The 15654-nt window shown below is 72.1% G+C and carries 14 protein-coding genes; 3 read left to right on the forward strand and 11 right to left on the reverse strand.

All coding sequences use genetic code 11. The features are described 5' to 3' along the window. Together FVE25_RS04305 and FVE25_RS04310 are read right to left on the reverse strand one after the other, a co-directional pair. Nucleotides 1–867, reverse strand: a complete 867-nt coding sequence (locus tag FVE25_RS04305) for a carbohydrate ABC transporter permease (RefSeq protein ID WP_219825295.1) — start codon at nt 865–867, stop codon at nt 1–3. Next, nucleotides 864–1793 (reverse strand): carbohydrate ABC transporter permease, encoded by a 930-nt coding sequence (locus tag FVE25_RS04310; RefSeq protein ID WP_157245032.1) that lies wholly within the window; start codon nt 1791–1793, stop codon nt 864–866. The genes FVE25_RS04305 and FVE25_RS04310 overlap by 4 nt, the downstream gene beginning before the upstream one ends. A gap of 117 nt (nt 1794–1910) precedes the next feature. On the opposite strand from FVE25_RS04310, the gene FVE25_RS04315 reads away from it, so the two are divergent. Together FVE25_RS04315 and melA are read left to right on the forward strand one after the other, a co-directional pair. Beyond that, nucleotides 1911–2810: a carbohydrate kinase family protein gene (locus tag FVE25_RS04315; RefSeq protein WP_157245033.1), complete on the forward strand. Its 900-nt coding sequence runs from the start codon at nt 1911–1913 to the stop codon at nt 2808–2810. Further along, on the forward strand, nt 2807–4075 hold the full coding sequence (gene melA / locus FVE25_RS04320) for an alpha-glucosidase/alpha-galactosidase (protein WP_157245034.1): 1269 nt from the start codon (nt 2807–2809) through the stop codon (nt 4073–4075). The genes FVE25_RS04315 and melA overlap by 4 nt, the downstream gene beginning before the upstream one ends. On the opposite strand, the gene FVE25_RS04325 is transcribed toward melA, so the two are convergent. The 4 genes from FVE25_RS04325 to sigJ form a co-directional block, all read right to left on the reverse strand. Next, nucleotides 4055–4846, reverse strand: coding sequence for a DeoR/GlpR family DNA-binding transcription regulator (locus tag FVE25_RS04325; RefSeq protein WP_157245035.1), 792 nt, complete (start codon nt 4844–4846; stop codon nt 4055–4057). The two genes, melA and FVE25_RS04325, sit on opposite strands and share 21 nt — an antisense overlap. Then, the gene (locus FVE25_RS04330; RefSeq protein WP_219825296.1) at nt 4843–6132 is read right to left on the reverse strand and encodes a family 4 glycosyl hydrolase; all 1290 of its coding nucleotides are present in this window, start codon (nt 6130–6132) and stop codon (nt 4843–4845) included. Before FVE25_RS04330 ends, FVE25_RS04325 begins: the two co-directional genes overlap by 4 nt. An 82-nt stretch (nt 6133–6214) precedes the next feature. Then, a complete protein-coding gene (locus tag FVE25_RS04335; protein ID WP_246266605.1) occupies nt 6215–8698 on the reverse strand; it encodes a tetratricopeptide repeat protein in 2484 nt (827 codons plus the stop codon). A gap of 415 nt (nt 8699–9113) precedes the next feature. Then, nucleotides 9114–9995: an RNA polymerase sigma factor SigJ gene (gene sigJ, locus FVE25_RS04345; protein WP_157245038.1), complete on the reverse strand. Its 882-nt coding sequence runs from the start codon at nt 9993–9995 to the stop codon at nt 9114–9116. Between the two features lie 130 nt (nt 9996–10125). Between sigJ and FVE25_RS04350 the strand changes: the two genes are divergently transcribed. Further along, nucleotides 10126–11484, forward strand: a complete 1359-nt coding sequence (locus FVE25_RS04350; protein ID WP_157245039.1) for an amidohydrolase family protein — start codon at nt 10126–10128, stop codon at nt 11482–11484. A 10-nt stretch (nt 11485–11494) separates the two neighbouring features. Here the strand turns inward: FVE25_RS04350 and FVE25_RS04355 are convergent, their stop codons facing one another. The 5 genes from FVE25_RS04355 to FVE25_RS04375 form a co-directional block, all read right to left on the reverse strand. After that, nucleotides 11495–13465: an ABC1 kinase family protein gene (locus tag FVE25_RS04355; RefSeq protein ID WP_157245040.1), complete on the reverse strand. Its 1971-nt coding sequence runs from the start codon at nt 13463–13465 to the stop codon at nt 11495–11497. A 2-nt stretch (nt 13466–13467) separates the two neighbouring features. Further along, on the reverse strand, nt 13468–14064 hold the full coding sequence (locus tag FVE25_RS04360) for a PadR family transcriptional regulator (protein WP_157245041.1): 597 nt from the start codon (nt 14062–14064) through the stop codon (nt 13468–13470). 77 nt (nt 14065–14141) lie between these two features. Then, complete coding sequence (locus FVE25_RS04365; protein WP_157245042.1) at nt 14142–14492, reverse strand: pyridoxamine 5'-phosphate oxidase family protein; 351 nt, start codon at nt 14490–14492, stop codon at nt 14142–14144. Further along, the gene (locus tag FVE25_RS04370; RefSeq protein WP_219825297.1) at nt 14489–14983 is read right to left on the reverse strand and encodes a GNAT family N-acetyltransferase; all 495 of its coding nucleotides are present in this window, start codon (nt 14981–14983) and stop codon (nt 14489–14491) included. Before FVE25_RS04370 ends, FVE25_RS04365 begins: the two co-directional genes overlap by 4 nt. Nucleotides 14984–15032: 49 nt before the next feature. Beyond that, nucleotides 15033–15587 (reverse strand): CGNR zinc finger domain-containing protein, encoded by a 555-nt coding sequence (locus tag FVE25_RS04375; RefSeq protein WP_181019439.1) that lies wholly within the window; start codon nt 15585–15587, stop codon nt 15033–15035. Between the last annotated feature and the right edge of the window lie 67 nt (nt 15588–15654).

Below are 15654 nucleotides of genomic sequence, written 5' to 3' on the forward strand. Positions count from 1 at the left end.
TTATCCCTTCATTCCGGTGAACTGGATCGAATCCACCAGGCGGCGGCCGAAGAAGGCGACGAGCAGCAGCACGGGGATCACCGACAGCACCGAGCCCGCCATGAGGCCGGTCCAGTCCGGGTGGGTGTTCGGCGACTGTTTGAGGAAGACGCCGAGGGCGGCCGTCAGCACCCGGCCCTCCTCGCCGGGCGTGACCAGCAGCGGCCACAGGTAGTCGTTCCAGGTCCAGACGGCGGTGGTGAGCGCCAGCGTGAACAGCGGGCCCTTGGTCATCGGGAGCACGACCCGCCAGAAGATCGCCCACTTGGACGCCCCGTCGATCAGCGCGGCCTGCTCGACCTCGCGCGGGAAGCCGAGGAAGAACTGGCGCAGGAAGAACACCGCGAACGGCGTCATCAGCAGCGTGGGCCCGGCCAGGCCCGCCAGGCTGTCGATCAGGCCGAGGTCCTTGACCAGCACGAAGTTGGGCAGCAGCGTGAAGATCGGCGGCACCATCAGCGCGCCGACGAACAGGCCGAACAACGCGTCGCGGCCGGGGAAGCGCAGCCGGGCGAAGGCGTAGCCGGCCATGGCGCAGAACAGGGTCTGGCAGACCGTGACGAGGCCGGTGTAGACCATGGAGTTCCCCAGATAGCGGAAGAAGTCCAGCTCCGCCCCGGATCCGCCGGCCGCCCGCGCCTCCTCCGGGCTGACCAGCCCCAGCACCCTCTCAAAATTCAACAAAGTCGGATTTGTCGGGAAAAGGGAGGCGTTGTCCATCGGCAACTCCCGCCCGGGCGTGATCGCCGTGCGGACCATCCAGTACAGCGGGAACAACGAGACGATCACCGCGGCGATCAGGCACGCCCAGCCCAGGGCCCGCTTCACGCGAGGTCCGACGTCGAGGCGCGCAGCAGCCGCATCTGGACGAAGGTCAGGACGCCGAGGATGAGCACCAGGCTCAGCGCCATGGCCGAGGCGTAGCCCATCTGGAAGTTCGTGAACGCCCGCTGGTAGATGTAGAGGTAGATCACCCGCGTCGCGTTGACCGGCCCGCCGGCCGGTTTGGTGCCCACCGCGACCGTGTCGAACACCTGCACGGCCGAGATCAGCGACACCACCAGCACGAAGGCCAGGATCGGCCGCAGCAGCGGCAGCGTGATCTGGAAGAACAGCCGGATCTCCCCGGCGCCGTCGAGCGCGCTGGCCTCGTAGACGTGCTTGGGGATCAGCAGCATCCCGGCGTACAGCAGCAGCGCGGTGTACCCGGTGCCGCTCCAGGAGTTGATGACCGAGACGCTCGGCAGCGCGAGGTCCGGCGAGGTCAGGAAGCCCTGGTTGCCCAGCCCCACGCCGGTGAGCAGGTGGTTGACGAAGCCGAGGTTGGCGTCCAGCAGCCACATCCACAGCAGCGCCGTGGTGACGCCCGGCACCAGCCAGGGGACCAGTAGCAGCGTCCGGAGCACCAGCGACCGGGTCAGCCGGTGCAGCAGCGCCGCGAGCAGCAGCCCGAGGCCCAGCTGCACGGTCACGGTCATGACCACGTAGAGCCCGGTGACCTTCAGCGCGTTCCAGAACAGCGGGTCCCCGATCAGCCGCTCGTAGTTGTCCAGCCCGACGAACGACGGCTCGGACAGCATGTTCCAGTCGGTCAGCGACACCCAGGCGCCCCGGGCCGCGGGATACACGTAGAACAGGCCGAACCCGATCAGCACGGGTGTCAGGAAGATCAGGGCGAGCCGGCCGTCGCCGCGCTTGCGGACAGGTGGCGGGAGATGCTTGGCGGGCGCCCGCCGTACCAGCGTCGACGTCATTGGACCTCCAGGCGGAAACGCGTTGCAGCCCATCATGGCTACTTTCGAAACCTTGTCAATAGGCCGTAGAAACGAAAGTCTTGACAAGTTATCGAAGGCGCTGCGAGGGTCCAGGGCATGGACTTCGACCTTCTCGTCGTCGGTGACGCCAATCCCGACGTGATCGTGGCCGGCGCGCCCAGAGCGCCCGCCTTCGGCCAGCGCGAGCAGCTCGTCGAGGCGGGGCGGCTCACCCTCGGCGGCTCCGGCGCGATCACCGCCTGCGGCGCCGCCCGGCTGGGCCTGCGCACCGCGTTCACCGGCCGGGTGGGCGACGACGCGGCCGGCTGGTTCGTCCTGGGCGAGCTGACCCAGCGCAACGTCGACGTCTCGGGATGCGTGGTGGAGCCGGGCGCCGACACCGCCCTCACCGTGGTGCTCACCGACGGCGACGACCGGGCCATCCTCACCGCGCCCGGCTGCCTGGACCGGCTGACCGGTGCCGACATCACCACGGGTGTCACCGTCCGCTCGGCTCACGTGCACGTCTCGTCGTACTTCCTGCACCCCCGCCTGGCCGACGGCCTCGCCGCCTACTTCCAGAGCACCGACGCCACCACCTCGCTCGACACCAACGACGACCCCTCCGGCGCGTGGAAGGGCCTGGACGACGTGCTCGCGGTCACCGACTACTTCCTGCCGAACGACCGCGAGGCGCGGCACCTCACCGGCCACACCGACCTCGGACGCGCCGCCCGCGAACTGGCCGCCCGCGGCACCACCCCGGTCATCAAGTGCGGCGCCGACGGCGCCCTGGCCTACGCCGACGGCGAGCTCGTGCGGGTCCCCGCCGTCCCGGCCGCGGTCGTGGACGCGGTGGGCGCCGGCGACAGCTTCAACGCCGGCTTCCTGGCCGCCCGCGCGAAGGGCCTCGACGTACGGCGCAGCCTGGAGGTCGCCGTCCGGGCGGGAACGTTGTCCACCCGAGCCGCAGGGGGCACGGCGGCACAGGCCACCTGGGAGGAAGCCACCTCATGAAGATCGCTTTCATCGGCGCGGGCAGCGTCGTCTTCACGCAGGGCCTGCTCACCGACCTGATGGCCTACCCGGAGCTGCGCCAGGCCCGCATCGCTCTGCACGACATCGACCCGGAACGCCTGGAGGTCGCCGAAGCCGTCGCCCGGAAGCTCGGCGTCACGAACCTCACCGCCTCGCCCGAGCGCAAGGCCGCGCTGGACGGAGCCGACTTCGTCATCAACATGATCCAGGTCGGCGGCCACCGGGCCACGCTCGCCGACTTCGAGATCCCCGCCCGCTACGGCCTGCGCCAGACGATCGCCGACACCATCGGCGCCGGCGGCGTCTTCCGCGCGCTGCGCACCTTCCCCGTCCTCGACGCGCTGGCCGCGGACATGGCGGCGGTCTGCCCCGACGCCTGGCTGCTGAACTACACCAACCCCATGGCCATGAACGTCTGGTACCTGTCCGGCAAGGTCAGGAACGTCGTGGGCCTCTGCCACTCGGTCTACTGGACCATGCGGGGCCTCGCCGACCTCGTCCGCGTGCCGTACCCGGAGGTCTCCTATCTCGCGGCGGGCGTCAACCACCAGGCGTGGGTGCTGCGCTTCGAACGCGACGGCGAGAACCTCTACGACCGGCTCGACACCGGCGACCCCGAGCTGCGGCGCCGGGTGCGCGTGGACATGTTCCGCCGGTTCGGCTACTACCCGACCGAGACCAGCGAGCACTCCGCCGAATACCTGCCCTGGCTGCTGCGCCACGACAGCGAGATCGCCCGGCTGCGCATCCCCGTGGACGAGTACGTGCGCGTCAGCGAGGAGAACCTGCGCGAGTACCGGCGCACCCGCGAGGCCGTACGGCAGGGCCGCCGGCTCGAGGCCGAGGGCACGAACGAGTACGCACCCCAGATCATCCACAGCATGGTCACCGGCACCCCGCGTGTGATCTACGGCAACGTGGTCAACGACGGCCTGATCACCAACCTCCCCGCCGGCTGCGTGGTCGAGGTGCCGTGCGTGGCCGACGCGACCGGCGTGCGGCCCACGCGCGTCGGCGCGCTGCCGCCGCAGTGCGCGGCGCTCAACCGCGCCTACGTCAGCGTCGGCGAGCTCACCGTCCGCGCCGCGCTGGAGGGCAGGCCCGAGCACGTACGGCAGGCGCTCATGGTCGATCCGAACACCTCGGCCACCCTGACCCTGGACGACATCTGGCGCATGGCCGACGACCTGACCAAGGCGCACTGGGACCTGCTGCCCGAGCCGCTACGCCAGCTGGATCTCTAGCCCGCGCTCCCGCAGCGCCTTGAGGACCTCGGGGTCGGCCTGCTCACCGGTGATGAGCAGGTCGGCGCCGGCCAGCTCGCAGATCGGCGCCATCTCGACGACGCCCAGCTTGGCCGAGTCGGCCACCACGATCCGCCGGGCGGCGGCCCGCAGCATGCGCTGCTTCATCTCGGCGTCCGGCAGGTTGACGTTGGTGAACCCGGCGTCCGGGTGCACGCCGCCGCAGCCGAGGAAGACGGTGGCGGCCCTGATGCCCTCCAGCAGCTTGCCGCCCAGCGGATCGACCAGCGAGTGCTGGGCGCGGCGCAGGCTGCCGCCGGTCACCACGACGGCGAAGCGCGGCAGCGCGGGCTCCAGCTCCAGGGCGGTGCGCAGGCCGTTGGTGAAGACGGTGACGTCGGTCAGGTCGTGCCGGGCGACGAGTTCCCTGGCGACGTAGGCGGTCGTGCTGCCCGCGCCCATGAGCACGCTCTCGCCCGAGCGCACCATCGCGGCGGCGACCTTGGCGATGCGCGCCTTCTCCACGGCGGCGGTGCCGAGCGACAGCTCGAAGGACGGCTCACCGGCGGGCGCCACCGGCCCCGCCGCCACCGCGCCGCCCCGCACCCGGCGCACCTTGCCCTGCTCCTCCAGCGCGTCGAGGTCGGCCCGCACGGTCACCGTCGAGACCCCGAAGGCGTCGGCCAGTTCGGCCACCCGGGCGAACTCCTGCTCCACCAGCAGCCCGAGCATGCGCTCCCGCCGCACCTCGGTGGGCATCGACTCGGTCACCGGCGGATCCCCTCCGGCAGCAGGTCGCCATGGGCGGCGATCAGCTCGCCGCACATGGCCTCGATCGCCGGCAGCGGCAGCGTGGCCGCGGTGTTGGGATCGACCATGGCCGCGTGCAGCACGTGCCTGCGCTCACCGGCGAGCACCGCGCGCACGGTCAGCTCGACGACGTTGAGGAAGGTGCGGTTGAGCGCGACGAGCTGGATCGGCAGCTCGCCGACGCGCTCCGGGTGGATGCCCGAGGCGTCGACGCGGGCGGGCACCTCCACGCACGCCTCGCGCGGCAGGTTGGCGATGAGCCCGTCGTTGGCGACGTTGACGTAGACCTCCTTGGGGCGGCCGGTCAGCATCGCCAGCAGCGCCACCGAGGCGGGCTCCTGATGCTGCCACCTGACCAGCAGGGAACGGCCCGCCGACAGCGCGCGCCGGGTCTCCTCGTAGCGGTGCAGGCTCTGGCCGCTGCGCCGGAGATACTCCTCCGCCTGGACGTTCAGCCGGCTGGTCTCGCCCTGGTGACGCATGAACCACGGGAAGTACTCGGCGGCGTGCTCGCTCGACTGGGTCGGGAAATAGCCGAAACGCCGGTAGATCTCCACGCGCACGTGCTCGTCGTCGCCGGCCAGGGCCTCGTCGAGGTCGGGGTAGAGCGACCGGCCCCCGGCCTCGAAGCGCAGGACGAACGACTGGTGGTTGAGGCCGGCCGTACGGAACGCGACCTCCTCCAGCTCCCGGCCCACCAGGTCGGCCAGGTAGATGTGGGTGTCGCAGACCGCGTGGCACGATCCGGCGAAGCGGGTGAAGTCCGTGCCGAGCTGGACCGCCAGCCCCGTCATCGCCATCGGGTCGCTGACGCTCAGCAGCCACGCCTCCGGGCAGCGCCGGGCCATCTCGCGGCCCAGCTCGACGAAGACCGGGATGCTGCGCAGGCCGCGGAAGATGCCGCCGACGCCGATGGTGTCGCCGATCGTCTGGCGCAGGCCGTAGCGGTGGGGGATCTCGAAGTCCTTCAGCGTCGCCTCGAACCCGCCCACGTCGACGTTGGCGACCACGAACGCGGCGCCGTCCAGAGCGCGCCGGCGGTCGGGGGCGGCGACGATCGAGGCCCGCCCGTCCGCCTCGGCGTCGAGCGACTTGACCAGCGCCTCGGCGGTCGCGAGCAGCCCGGGGTCGGCGTCGTGCAGGACGATCTCCAGCTCGCCGCGCAGCTCCGGGGCGAGCAGGAGGTCGGACAGGACGCGGCGCACGACCTCGACGTCGCCCAGCCCGACGAACACGATCCGTCGCACCGCGTCACCTCCCATCGCAGGAAATCCTACTTCCGGCCGCGCCGGGCCCCGCCGCGCGCCGGGCCCCGCCCGGCCGGTGTGATCAGGTCAGCGGCTCGAGTTCGCGCAGGATGGCCTGGCCCGCCTCGCGGTGCCCGGTGGCCGCGGCCGGGTCGCTCTCGTCGAGCACGGCGGCGATCCCCTCGTGGGCCTGCGCCTCCGCGTGCCGGTTGCCCAGCTTCGGCGCCAGCTCCAGCGTCTCCCGGTGCAGCCGCAGCGCCTCCTCGGGCAGGCCCGCCAGGCGGCAGGTCTCGGCGTAGCCGTTGAGGAAGTGGATCTTCCAGTGCTCCACGAACAGCTCGTCCATCAGCGCGAACGCCTGCCGGTGGCTGTCCAGCGCCTCCTCGTAGCGGCCCATCTGGCGCAGCGCGACACCCAGGCAGTTCAGGCACCATGCCTCGTTGTGCCTGTGGCCGTCCTCGCGGGCCAGGGCCAGCGCCTGGTTCAGGTGCTCGACGGCCTCCTCGGGCTGCTCGCGGGCGATCGCCACGCCGAGGGTGATCCGGGCCGTCAGCGTGGGGGCGCCCGCGGGGTCGGAGTCCTGGATGTCCAGCGCCCGGCGGGCCAGGAGCGCCGCCTGCTCGCGGTTGCCCAGTTGCAGCGTGGCCCACGCCTCGTAGGCGGTGGCATATGCCGTACCCAGGTGATAGCCCGCGTCGGCGTAGAGCTGCCCGGCCTCCCGGAAGAGGCCGAGCGGCTCCTCGACGTACCCCTCGTCCCAGCGCAGGTAGCCGCGGCGCATGGTCAGCTCCGCCGCCGACCTGGCGTCTCCGGTCTGGGACACCAGGGGCACGGCGGCCGCGTACTCGGCGCCGGCCTCGGCCATCCGCCCGGCGTTGTAGCGGGCGAAGCCCAGGTCGCTGTGCGCCTCGGCCAGGTTCACCGGATCGCCCAGGCGCCGCGCGGCGGCCAGGGAGCGCTCGAACAGGACGTTGAGATGGGTCGTGCCGCAGCGGCGCGCGAAGAACGCCCGCATGAAGCGCGGCAGCTCGCACACGTGCGCGTCGGCTCCGGTGGCCACCGCCGCCTCGAAGATCCCCATGAGGTTCGTGTACTCGGAGGCGAACCACAGCAGCGCCGAGTACTTGCTGGTGAACACCGGCAGCTCGGCGGGCGGCGGGCCCGCGGAGACGGCCCGGCTGGGCGACAGGAACGGCATCGCGGCGTCGGCGGCGGCCGCCGCGTGCACGTAGTAGTCGAGCACCCGGCTCAGCGCCTGCTCCCGCTCGGCCGGCGAGTCCTGCTCGACCGTGGTACGGCGGGCGTGCTGATGGACCAGGTCGTGCAGGGTGTAGCGACCGGCGGCCGGCTGCTGGACGAGGTGGGCGTCGAGCAGGTCCTCCAGGTACGCCCGGGCGTCGCGCAGCGGCACCCCGGCCAGCGCCGCCACCACGTACTCGTCGAACGACGAGCCCGACAGCAGCCCCAGCAGCCGGAACAACCGCCGCTGGGCCCGGTCCAGCTGCCGCACGGACATGGCGAAGGCGGTGTCGAACTCGCTGGCGCCCTCGGCCATCCGCTCGACCAGGATGCCCACGGTCCAGCCCGGCCGGTGCCGCAGGCGGGCGGCGGCCAGCCGGAGCGCCAGCGGCAGATGGCCGCACAGGCGCAGGACCTCGGCCGCGGCCTCCGGGTCGCGGGCCAGCCGGCCGTCGGGCCCGGTGGGGTCGCCGCTGGCGCGGGCCAGCAGCTGCGCGCTCTCCTCCGGGGACAGGACGTCCAGCGAGACCGGCGGCACCTCCTCCAGGCCCAGCAGCCGGTTGCGGCTGGTGATCAGGGCGACGGACGGGCCGGCGCCGGGCAGCAGCGGGCGGACCTGCTCGGCGTCGGCGACGTTGTCGAGCACCACGACGGCCCGGCGGGTGGCCAGCTCCGCCCGCCAGCACGCGGCCAGCGGCTCGATGCCGCCCTCCTGCGGGATCTTCTCCGAGGGGACGTCGAGCGCGGCGAGCAGGGTCCGCAGCGCGGGGTCGGGGCCGAGCGGCGGCCGCCCGTCGGTGAAGCCGTGCAGGTCCAGGTAGAGCTGGGCGTCAGGGTAGGCGGCCGTCAGCTCGTGGGCGGCGTGCACCGCCAGGCAGGTCTTGCCGACGCCCGCCATGCCGTCCACGGCCACCACCCGGCTGGTCTCCACCGCGGCGAGCACGGTGGCGAGCGCGGCCTCGCGGCCGGTGAAGTCGGGCACGTCGCGGGGCAGGTCGTTGCGCGGCGGGCGGGGGGCCGAGGCGGGCGGGGACGGCGGGATGACCTGGCGGCTGGTCTTCGGCGGCGCCGGCAGGGGGTTCGAGGCCCGCTCCCAGATGGGGCGCAGGGGACGCGGGTCGCGCTTGACCAGGCGGCACAGCGCGATCACCGCGGGCCAGGGCGGCACCGACTGGCCGCTGAGGTAGCGCGACAACGACGACGAGCTGAGGCCCGTGTCGCGGGCGAGTGCGCGTACGCCGAGGCCGGACAGCTCCTGGATCAGGCGCAGGCGAGTGGCCAGGTCGTCCTGGGGGTCCGTTTTCGCCGTGCCGTGTGGTGCGACCACCGTTTCCTCCGCTTTCCGTCCCGCCGCGGAAGAAACTCTCTTCGGCGGGTAACCCCTGTTCAACCCCGATCTAGCTGTCCCACGGTGTCCCATTCGCGGCGTCCTTGCAAGTCCGTCCCGCTGTGATGGAGTCACGCCCCCGGGGACCGGGGACGAAGCGACTGGAGGAACTCATGGCCGGCGGCAAGCAGGGACCCGGGGCGTTCTCACGCTGGATGCAGCACAGGATGAACGCCCGGATGAACCGCAAGGTCAGGCGCGGGCGCGGCACCTTCATGGGCATGGACGTCCTCATCCTGCACACGGTGGGCCGGCGGAGCGGGCAGCCGCACGAGACGCCGCCGGCCTGGAAGGACATCGCCACCGCCCAGCCGCGCTACGTGAAGGAGGCGCGGCCGGCGCGTGGCCCTCAAGGTCAGCTGAGCGTCCAGGGGCGGAGCTTCTCCGGGTTCCGGACGGCCCAGATGCGCTTGATCCGGTCGTCTTCGACGTCGAAGGCCATCACCAGCACGATGGCGCCCTCATGCTCGGCCGCCAGCCCGGGCCGGCCGTTGACGCTGCGCTCCAGGAGCGTCAGGCCGGCCGTCCTGGAGGCGATGCTCACCATGTAGCGCGCGACCAGGTCGTCCCCGTGGACCGGGTCGAGCCGCGCGGGGACCAGGCCGCCGCCGTCGGCGACCGCCGTGACGTCCGGGTCGAGGAGGACGACGAGGGCCTGGACGTCCTTCGCCTCCCAAGCCTTCTTGAAGTCCCTGACGAGGCCCGCCTGCCGGGGCGGCGGGGCCGCGGGGACGTGCGCGGCGCCGATGCGGCGCCGCGCCGAGGAGGCGAGCTGGCGGCAGGCCGCCGGGGTCCGGCCGACGATCTCGGCCACTTCGGCGAAGGGGTAGCGGAAGACGTCGTGCAGGATGAACGCCACCCGCTCGGCCGGGGTCATCGACTCCAGCACGACGAGGAAGGCCATGCTGACCGACTCGTCGAGAGTGACCCGATCGGCCGGATCGTCCGCGGGGTCGGGCAGCGGTTCCGGGATCCATTCGCCCACGTAGCGTTCGCGCCGGGCGCGGGCCGAGCCGAGCAGGTCCAGGCAGATCCGGCCGGCGACTCGGGTCAGCCAGGCGCCGGGGGAGCCGATGCCGGCCCGTGCGGCGGGCGGCATGGCGTACCAGCGGGCGTACGTCTCCTGCACGGCGTCCTCGGCGTCGGCCAGCGAGCCCAGGAGCCGGTACGCCAGGTTGATCAGCTGGCGCCGCTCGCTCATGATCGTGCTCAGCTCTGGCTCGGATGGGGTGGTCATGGTGCCGCCTCGCCTTGTCGGTTCCGCCGTCCTCGTTCCGACGACGTATCCCCGTGAAACGTCAGGGCTGACCGGTCACCGTCAGCGCGTGGTAGGCGGCCGGTCAGCGCCCCCGAGCATCGTGCCAGGCATGAACTATGCCTTGACCCATGTCACCGTCATCGACGCGACCGGCGCCGCCCCGAAGCCCGGGCAGACCATCCTCATCAGGGACGGCCGGATCACCGCCATAGGAGCCGGCGTCCCCATCCCCGAAGACGCGGACGTCGTGGACCTGACCGGCAAGCACGTCATCCCCGGCCTGGCCGACATGCACGTCCACCTGGAGGACATGCCGGGGGACGTGCTCAAGCTGTACCTGGCCGCCGGGGTGACCACCGTCCGGGAGATGGCGGGGCTGCCCTTCCACCACGAGTGGCGGCGCAAGATCGGCAGCGGGCTGATGCAGGGTCCGCGGATGACGATCGGCAGCAAGATCATCGATGGGTCGCCCACGTTGTGGACGCAGATGCCCGCTCCCTTCTGGGTCGAGGTCGCCGACGCCGGGCAGGCCCGGGCCCAGGTACGGCTGGCCGCCAAGGAGGGCGCCGACTTCATCAAGGTGTACTCCCGGCTCAGCAGGGAGTCGTACTTCGCCATCGCCGACGAGGCGGGCAAGGCCGGCCTGCCGTACGCGGGGCACATCCCCGACGCGGTCCCGATCGCCGAGGCCGTCGCGGCGGGACAGCGCAGCTTCGAGCACGTGCACGCGCTGTTCGCCGCGCTGTCGCGCAACGACGCGGCGCTGCTGCAGGCCCAGGCCGACCTCAAGACGGAGGGGCCCGACCACTACACCAGCTGGCTGCGGGAGATCTACGAGACCGACTGGCTGGGCGCCAACACCGTCGACCCCTACAAGGCCGACCGCGTCTTCCAGAGCCTGATCGGCGACGACGCGTACTTCACGCCGACGCTGGTCGTGCACGAGGCGGTCGACCAGCCGGCGATCATCTCGGTGCGCGACCCGGACCTGAAGTACCTGCCGCGGGACCGGCCCGCCATGTGGGAGCACATCACCCAGACCATGTTCGCCGGCGGCAGGCAGGCCCAGGAAGGGGCGGAGCGGCGGCTGCTGTTCCAGCGGCGGCTGGAGATCGTCAAGGTCATGGACCAGGCGGGCGTGCCCCTGCTCGCCGGCTCGGACACGAGCCCGCTCACCGTCCCCGGCTTCGGGCTGCACCGGGAGATGGAGCTGATGGCCGAGGCGGGCATCCCGCCCATGCGGGTCCTGCAGGCGGCCACCCGCAACGCCGCCCGCTTCCTGGGCACGCTCGGCGACCTCGGCACCGTCGAGGAGGGCAAGCTGGCCGACCTGGTGGTGCTGGACGGCGACCCGCTGGCCGACATCGGCAACGTCCGGCGTGTCCACTCCGTCGTGCTCGGCGGGCGGATGATCACGCCGGACGACCGGCGGCGCATGCTGGAGGAGGTCGAGCGGGCGGCGGGCTGACCCGCCGCGATCAGCCGGATCGCGGATGGAAGACCAGGGCCAGCGAGCGCAGCGCCAGCAGGAACCCGATCAGCAGCAGGACGCCGCCGATGACCGGCAGCAGCCGGATGTTCGGCGTGATCATCGGCCCGACGTCGGCCACGATGAGGATGATCGAGCCCAGGGTCGCGCTGCCGGCCAGCACGGCGATGACGAGCTGCTGCACCAGCCCGGTCAGGAATCGCCGGTCGCCGTCGTCGGCCAGGGGCCGCACGTTGACGGAGAGCCTGCCGTGCTCCAGGTCCTCGACGAGGTGGTTGATCCGCCGCGGCAGCCGCTGGAGGACCGGCAGGTAGCCGGCCAGTCGTTCCTCCAGGTTCGCCCGGACCGCCCCCGGCTCGACCGCCTCGCGCATGAGGGCGCGGCCCTGCTCGCGGGCCGCGCCGAACATGTCGAGGTCCGGGCTGATCAGCGCGAGGGTCCCGTCGAGCGCGGCCAGCGCCCTGAAGGCGCCGGCGATCTGCGGCGGTACGGCGAAGCCGTAGTCGTGCACCACCTTGAGCAGGCTGCCGAACATGCCCGTCGACCCGCCGCGGCCGTACCCGGTCCGATAGCGCACCATGAGCTGGCCGACCTGCCGCTCCAGCTCCCGCTCGGCCAGCCCGGGCGGCCGGTCGAGCAGCTCGATCAGGGCGTCGGTCGCGGCGATCGCGTCGTCGCGGTCCACGGCCAGCAGCAACATGCCGAGCGCGGTCCTGGTGGAGTCGTCGAGCCGGCCCACGGAGCCGAAGTCGAGCAGGCCGAGCCCGCCGTCCGCGTCGACCAGGACGTTGCCCGGATGCAGGTCGGCATGGAAGATCCCGGTGCGGACCTGCTGCCGCAGCACCTCGCTGAGCAGCCGGTGGGCCATCTCCTTGCGCCGCTCCACGCTCAGCCCGGCCAGCACGGCGCCGGCGGCGCCGACGGGCGTGCCCCGCAGCCGGGTCATGACCAGCAGCGTGCCGCCGGAGTGCTCCTCGACGACCTCGGGTACGGCGATGCCGCTGTCGAGCGTGGCCGCCACGCTGCGCAGGTTGTCGAGTTCGACCGTGTAGTCGAGTTCCTCGTCCAGCGCTGCCGCGAACCCCTTGGCCAGCGTGAACACCCGCAGCGAGCGGCCCCACGGGGTGCTGCGCTCCAGCCGGCGGCTGAGCCTCAGGATGATCTCCATGTCGGCGGCGACCTGCGCGCGGGCCCGCGGCCGCTGCACCTTGAGCACGACCTCGCGGCCGTCGAGCAGCGTGGCGGCGTGCACCTGGGCGACGGAGGCGGCCGCCATCGGCTCGGGGTCCACGACGGCGAACACCTGCTCCAGCGGCTTGCCGAGGGCCGTCCGGATGGCCTTCTCGATCTCGGGCCACGGCTCGGGCTCGGCGCTGGTCTGCAGGGTCGCGAGCTGGTCGGCGAACTGCTCGGGGATCAGGTCGCGCCGGGTGGAGAGCATCTGGCCGAGCTTGACGAACGTGACGCCGCCCTCGTTGAGCGCCGCCCGCAGCGACCGGGCGATCTTGCCGGCGCCCTGGTAGGGGTCGGTTCTGCGCCTGCCGCGCAGGTAGCCGCCGAGGCCGTGCCGTACCACGATCTTCATGATCTGCGCGTAGCGGCGGGTGCGGCGGCGGCGGGCCTTCCAGCCTCTCAGCAGGTCGAGCGGGGACGGGAGCGTGCCCGTGGGGACGACCACCTCCATCATCACGAGGGCGGTGAGGCCGAGGACGAACACCCACGCGACCACCAGGCTCAGGACGAGGACCGTGGCCGGCATCGAGACCGTGATCCCGTCGTCGGCGACGATGCCGGCGAACTGGGAGAAGGAGGTGACGGCCGACCCGATGGCGCTGGTCACGAGCATGCCGACGACGATCGTGCGCGGCCAGCCGACCGGGATGCCCAGGGCCCGCCTGGCCACGATCGCGGCGAGCCAGGCGGTGAAGGCCAGGCTGAGGGGAGCGAAGAGGTCGACCATAGCTAGGAACGCTCCTCGTCCTCGTCCTTTTTGCGCAAGGACTCGAGCACGCGGGACTCCTCCTGGTCGATCCAGCGCATGGTCGACTTCGTGAAGTGCTTGCCGTAGCGGAACAGCAGTTCCGGCGCACCCAGCGAGGCGGCCTGCTCGGCCTCGGGCAGCTGGTCGCCCGGCAGCACCGCGTCGATCACCTTCTCGAACTGGGAGAAGATCTTCTTGCGTTCCTCGAGGAGGCGGCCGACGAGGTCCGGGCTGGCGGCGCCGGCGAAGAAGAGCTTGACCAGGTTCTCGTCCCTGATCTGGACGGGGGAGGACAGCGACTCCAGCCAGGCGCGCAGCGCGGCGCGGCCGGCGTCGGTGATCTCCCACCGCTGACGCGAGCGCGGCCCCTCCGCCTCACCGTCGGGCCGGATGAGGCCCTGCTCGGCCAGGTGGCGCAGCTGGGGGTAGAGCTGGCCGTTGCTGATGCCCCAGAACGCCTCCATCGACCGTTTGGCGGCCCGCAGGATCTCGTACCCGGACTGCGCCTTCAACGACAGGAAGCCGAGAATCGCCCACGCGGTGGGGGTCAGGTCTGGCAGGTGATCGTCGTGTGCCATGCGGTCAGCATAATAGGTCTAGGAGATATATGTCGTAGTTCGCTGACCTGGTCACACTTTCCGGGTTTGGTGCATGCTTACATGTCTGGCAGGCATATGACGCGGTGAGTCACGGCAGGTGTGCCCCGCGCCGGATCGCCCGGGTAGTGCCGCAGCCGGCTCGCCAGGTCGGTCTCCTCGCCGGCCTCGGCCGCCATGTACACCGCCTGCCCTTCGCCGGGCCGTACCCCGGAGTCGAAGATCACGATGCCGGCCTCGGGACGTACGGCGAGGTTGCGGGAGCGCGCCGCCTCGGGGGCCGAGATCCACAGGAAGTCCCGGTAGCCCGCGTGGGCGGAGAAGACCGGGGCGGCCCACGGCGTTCCCGGCTCGCCGGCGGTGCCGACGGCTTCGTCGATGATCGCCTTGGCGGTGTCCGCGAGCGTCATGGCGCCTCCGTGGGACGGTCGGTGCGGTAAACGTAGTGGGCGGGGGCGTCGATCGGGTTGTCGGGTTCCAGGTCGCCCTCGCCGACCCGGCGCAGCCCGGCCTTCTCCAGGGCGCGCCACGACGCCGTGTTGGCCGCGACCACGGGGACCACGATGCAGGTGGCGGACGGGTGCTCGGCCCAGGTGCGCTCGACGAAGCGGCGGATCATCTCCGCGCCGATGCCCCTGCCCACCTGCTGCGGATCGCCGATCAGGTAGTCGATCGTCAGGGCGCCGTCCGGGACCTCGGCGATGGCCGCCAGCTCGGCCCGGTAGTCCGGGTAGTCCGCCAGGCGCGAGCGCTGGAACAGGCCCAGCGGCCGGCCGTACCGGGAGACCAGCAGGTCCTCGGACGGCTCCTCGCCCCTGATCACGCCGCCGAAGTCGCGGGCCACCGCCTCCGCGGAGGTCTCGTGGTTCCACCAGCGGGCCACGTGCGCTGCCGGAGCCATTCCGCCAGCAGCGGGAAGTCCCCCTCGCGCAGCGGGCGCCATGTGAACATCAGCTTCCTCCGGTGGTGAGGTGGCGGCGGTAGTACCTGGCCTGCCGGTCCCGGTGGCCGCAGGAGGGGTGGCACCAGCGGCGGCGTGAATGGTTCTTGACGAACAGCAGCGAGCAGCCCGGGCCCTCGCAGCGCCGCAGGCTGGCCGCGTCCGGTCCCGCCAGCAGCTCGACGCAGCAGGTGGCGAGGCGGCCGAGCGCGGCGGTGCTGCCGCCGGTGGTGTCGATCCAGCGGGCGGCGGGTGCCTGGCCGGCGGGCCAGATGAGGCGCAGGTAGGCGGGGGCGGCCGCGGCGAAGGTGTTGACCAGTTCGACGGCGTCGGGGGCGGGCGCCTCTCCGGCGGCGGCCGCCGACAGCAGGCAGCGGATGCCGTCGCGCAGGGCGCGGACGCGGCCGGCGTGATGTCCCATCCGGCCGTGCCCGGGAACGAGCAGGGCGAACCAGGCGTCGATCCACTCCGCGTGCCGGAAGAAGTCCTCGTCGCCGTAGAGGGTGTTGGCCAGTTCCACGACGAGAGGTTCGGTTCCGAGGATGGGAAACTCAGGATCGGTCACGATGCTGACGGTAGCATGCTTTCTCAACCGTCAGTATCGGGAGAGGCGTTGACTCCGCCGGATAGAT

Source organism: Nonomuraea typhae, assembly GCF_009760925.1.
Lineage (GTDB): Bacteria > Actinomycetota > Actinomycetes > Streptosporangiales > Streptosporangiaceae > Nonomuraea > Nonomuraea typhae.

Excerpts from the sequence above, each read along its gene's own strand:
- FVE25_RS04310 (WP_157245032.1), bottom strand. The coding sequence starts at position 1,793 with ATGACGTCGACGCTGGTACGGCGGGCGCCCGCCAAGCATCTCCCGCCA.
- FVE25_RS04315 (WP_157245033.1), top strand. The coding sequence starts at position 1,911 with ATGGACTTCGACCTTCTCGTCGTCGGTGACGCCAATCCCGACGTGATC.
- melA (WP_157245034.1), top strand. The coding sequence starts at position 2,807 with ATGAAGATCGCTTTCATCGGCGCGGGCAGCGTCGTCTTCACGCAGGGC.
- sigJ (WP_157245038.1), bottom strand. The coding sequence starts at position 9,995 with ATGACCACCCCATCCGAGCCAGAGCTGAGCACGATCATGAGCGAGCGG.
- FVE25_RS04350 (WP_157245039.1), top strand. The coding sequence starts at position 10,126 with ATGAACTATGCCTTGACCCATGTCACCGTCATCGACGCGACCGGCGCC.
- FVE25_RS04355 (WP_157245040.1), bottom strand. The coding sequence starts at position 13,465 with ATGGTCGACCTCTTCGCTCCCCTCAGCCTGGCCTTCACCGCCTGGCTC.
- FVE25_RS04360 (WP_157245041.1), bottom strand. The coding sequence starts at position 14,064 with ATGGCACACGACGATCACCTGCCAGACCTGACCCCCACCGCGTGGGCG.
- FVE25_RS04365 (WP_157245042.1), bottom strand. The coding sequence starts at position 14,492 with ATGACGCTCGCGGACACCGCCAAGGCGATCATCGACGAAGCCGTCGGC.
- FVE25_RS04370 (WP_219825297.1), bottom strand. The coding sequence starts at position 14,983 with ATGGCTCCGGCAGCGCACGTGGCCCGCTGGTGGAACCACGAGACCTCC.